Genomic DNA, 3,124 nt, shown 5'->3' on the forward strand with positions numbered 1-3,124 from the left:
GTCGCCATGGGGTCTTTCTCCTCGAGGTCAAGGTGCCCGGCACCGGACCACAGGACTCCCTGAGCGGCGACTGGCTGGACAAGCGACTCGACCAGTATCGGCGCCTGCTGCCCGCCTCTTCGCCTCGCTAAGACCTATCTATCGGACCCTCAGCGGCTTCGCACCTTGGTGATGACCCACAGCAGGACCACGGCGCCGGCCGTCGCGGTCACCAGCGAGCCGACGAAGCCGCCGGCCTGGAGCCCCAGCAGTCTGAACAGGGAGCCGCCGATCACCGCCCCCACGACGCCGACCCCGATATTGCCGAGGATGCCGAAGCCGCCTCCGCGCATGATGGTGCCGGCAAGCCAGCCGGCCAGGCCGCCGATGATCAACCAGGCAATCAGTCCCATGGTTCACTCTCCTTATCCATGATGATTAAGCCACGATAGTGCATCAGTCCCACCGTCGAGGAAAGCCTCAGAACGAGAAACCAGGTTCGGCGAGGAAGGCGAGTTCCTCCGGGGTGGAGTCCCGGCCCAGGATGGCATTGCGGTGGGGATAGCGACCGAAACGCATCAGGACCTCGCGATGACGGTACTCTTGGCGCAGCGACTCCTCGAGTCCCGGCTGGTCGAAGAGGCGCAGGGCCTCGTCATGGATTCGCAGGGACTCGCTGTGCATCCAGGGCATGTAGAGGAAGGCCCGCCATGACACCTCAAGGTGCCTGTCGGCCCCATTGGCCACGGCCTCCTGAGCCAGTACCAGCGCCATGGCATCCCGTTCGAAGGCGAGCGGCGAGTGACGATGAATGTTACGCGAGAACTGATCGAGCACGATCACCTCGGCCAGCCGCCCTCGCGCATCACGGCGCCACTGCCATAACTCACCGTGGCCGGCGGCCGCAAGCAGGTCGCCGAAACGCCGGGCGATGACCGCATCCAGTTCCGGGTCCTTGCGGAACCACTGTGCGGGTTTCAAGGTGTGGAACCAGAAGTCGATCACCCTGTCCACCGATGATTGCATCTCCGCCATCGCGGCCTCCCCCGAGTGAGTTCATTTTCGCGGTGGACTTCGGCCACCCCGCCGTGCCTGATATCATCCAGCATAGCAATCTGTTGAACCCCCCGGCTGCAAGCCCCCAGAGCCACCGAGGAGCGCGAATGACAATCCAGCAATTCCTGGAGATGACCACCTTCATCTTCAACCTGGTCGGCCTGGTGGTCTGTATCGGTGGCCTGACCCTGGCAGATCGCAGCCGGCACCGCCGGCTCGGGTATCTGCTGGCCGGTCTGGGCTTTCTGATCGCGGCCACGCCATTGCTCTATCAGTTCTTCGTGCTCCTGACCCTCTGATATCGGGGTATTCCTGCCCATGCGCCAGCCCCTGGCTCGCGAACTCAATGATCTGCTCGAACGTGGCCGCGACCGCCAGCTTCGTCTGGCCGTGACCGGCCTGTCGCGTTCCGGCAAGACGGCCTTTCTCACTTCCCTGGTCAACCAGCTTCGCCATGCCGGGCTGGAGGCGCGTCTCGACCTGCTGCCCGTTGCCCGTGAGGGACGCCTGCTGGGGGCGCGTCGGGTCAGCCAGCAGGACCTGGGCGTGCCGCGCTTTCCCTACGACCAGGCCATGGCGGCCCTGGACGATACGCCGCCCCGCTGGCCGGCCCCCACTCGTGGCATCAGCGAACTGCGCCTGGCGATTCGCTACCGGCCGACAAGGCCCGGCCTGCTGGGGAGCGAGACCCGCCAGCTCAGCCTGGACCTGTTCGACTATCCCGGCGAATGGCTGCTCGACCTGCCACTGCTGGACCTCGACTACCCCGACTGGAGCCTGGCCCAGCAGCCGATCCGGGGCCAGGCCAGGGCGGCGCTCTTTGAAGACTGGCAAGCAGCCGTGGCCGGGCTGGACCCCGCCGCCGAGGCCGACGAGGCCCGTCTGGCCAAGATCGCCGAGCACTATGCGCAAGGCCTTAGAGCCGCCCGGGATGCCGGCTTCGCCGACCTCCAGCCGGGTCGTTTCCTCCTGCCGGGTGAGCTGGCCGGTGCCCCGGTGCTGCAGTTCTTTCCCCTGCCCGGCATCGAGACCTTCACGGCGGAGGAGCTGGAAAAGCTCCCGCCGGAGAGCAACTACGCCACCCTGGCGAGACGCTACAGGCACTACCAGCAACGCATCGTGAGGCCCTTTTACCGCGACCATTTCCGCCGCTTCGATCGCCAGATCGTGCTGGTGGACCTGCTGGGTGCCCTGAACGCCGGCCCCGAGCGCTTCGAGGACCTGTCGCGGGCACTGGGCAAGCTGATGCAGAGCTTCGACTACGGCAAGCGCAGCCTGATCTCACGACTCTTTGCGCCGCGCATCGACCGCCTGGCCATCGCCGCCACCAAGGCCGATCATGTAACCCCCGATCAGCATCCACGCCTCGTCGCTCTTCTGGAAGCCCTGCTGGCCGAGCCCATGAAGGACCTTCGCTTCGCCAATGTCCCGGTCCAGGCCTTCTCACTGGCGGCCATACGCGCCAGCGAGAGTCGGGAGGTGGCCCATCAGGGACGACGCTCACCGGCGCTGCGCGGCATTGGGCAGCAGGGCGAGGCGCTGTTGCTGTATCCCGGCGAAGTGCCCGACCGCCTGCCGGACCCCGGCTTCTGGGCGCGCCAGGGGTTCGACTTCCCGGCCTTCCGCCCGGCGCCGCGTGACGGCGGCGCCCTCCCCCACATCCGCATGGATGCGGTCATTGACTGGTTGATCGGAGACAAGCTGAAATGAGTGACTCCCCACACAGGGACCCCCGCCCCGGTCAGCGCTTCGCCTTCGACCCCGCCTCGACGATGGAACAGGGCCCCAGGCCCGGCGAGAGCTTCCCGGCCGAGTGGCAGAGCGAGCCCCTGGACGATGCCCCGTTATCGGAAGAAAGGGAGCGAGCCCTGGAGGTAGGGCTGGTGCCCTCAGGAAAGCGACGCTGGGGGTTGCTCGGCCTGCTGGCGGGCGGCATCGGTCTGGGTGCCGTGGAGGCTGGCCGAACGCTCTACACGGCAGGACTCGGCGGCGATTGGGTGTCGGGGGGATGGAGCCTACTGCTGCTGTTCGCCCTGGGACTGGGCGGTACGGCGCTGATACGCGAGCTGTTTCGCCGGCGCCGGCTGAA

At 66.8% G+C, this 3,124-nt stretch carries 4 protein-coding genes and 1 pseudogene; 3 read left to right on the forward strand and 2 right to left on the reverse strand.

Translation table 11 applies throughout. The annotated features are described in order from the left end of the window. Positions 1-149: 149 nt before the first annotated feature. Both ACESMD_RS01995 and ACESMD_RS02000 read right to left on the reverse strand, forming a co-directional pair. Positions 150-392 carry a GlsB/YeaQ/YmgE family stress response membrane protein gene (locus ACESMD_RS01995; protein WP_372609850.1) on the reverse strand — a complete coding sequence of 81 codons (243 nt, stop codon included), beginning with the start codon at positions 390-392 and terminating at the stop codon, positions 150-152. A 67-nt stretch (positions 393-459) separates the two neighbouring features. Then, entirely contained in the window at positions 460-1,005 is a 546-nt protein-coding gene (locus ACESMD_RS02000; RefSeq protein WP_372609856.1) for a DUF924 family protein, read from the reverse strand. Positions 1,006-1,142: 137 nt separating this feature from the next. Here ACESMD_RS02000 and ACESMD_RS02005 point away from each other — a divergent pair, with 137 nt between their 5' ends. The 3 genes and pseudogenes from ACESMD_RS02005 to ACESMD_RS02015 form a co-directional block, all read left to right on the forward strand. Continuing rightward, positions 1,143-1,334: a hypothetical protein gene (locus tag ACESMD_RS02005; RefSeq protein ID WP_372609852.1), complete on the forward strand. Its 192-nt coding sequence runs from the start codon at positions 1,143-1,145 to the stop codon at positions 1,332-1,334. Positions 1,335-1,353: 19 nt separating this feature from the next. Further along, complete coding sequence (locus tag ACESMD_RS02010; RefSeq protein WP_372609854.1) at positions 1,354-2,745, forward strand: YcjX family protein; 1,392 nt, start codon at positions 1,354-1,356, stop codon at positions 2,743-2,745. Next, a pseudogene (locus ACESMD_RS02015) lies at positions 2,742-3,124 on the forward strand (TIGR01620 family protein); the annotation flags it as partial. The gene ACESMD_RS02010 and the pseudogene ACESMD_RS02015, both read left to right, overlap by 4 nt.

The sequence above is a fragment of the Halomonas sp. genome (assembly GCF_041689495.1).
Lineage (GTDB): Bacteria > Pseudomonadota > Gammaproteobacteria > Pseudomonadales > Halomonadaceae > Halomonas.

What these genes read in the sequence shown, in the direction of transcription:
- ACESMD_RS01995 (WP_372609850.1), bottom strand. Translation starts at nt 392, where the DNA reads ATGGGACTGATTGCCTGGTTGATCATCGGCGGCCTGGCCGGCTGGCTT.
- ACESMD_RS02000 (WP_372609856.1), bottom strand. Translation starts at nt 1,005, where the DNA reads ATGCAATCATCGGTGGACAGGGTGATCGACTTCTGGTTCCACACCTTG.
- ACESMD_RS02005 (WP_372609852.1), top strand. Translation starts at nt 1,143, where the DNA reads ATGACAATCCAGCAATTCCTGGAGATGACCACCTTCATCTTCAACCTG.
- ACESMD_RS02010 (WP_372609854.1), top strand. Translation starts at nt 1,354, where the DNA reads ATGCGCCAGCCCCTGGCTCGCGAACTCAATGATCTGCTCGAACGTGGC.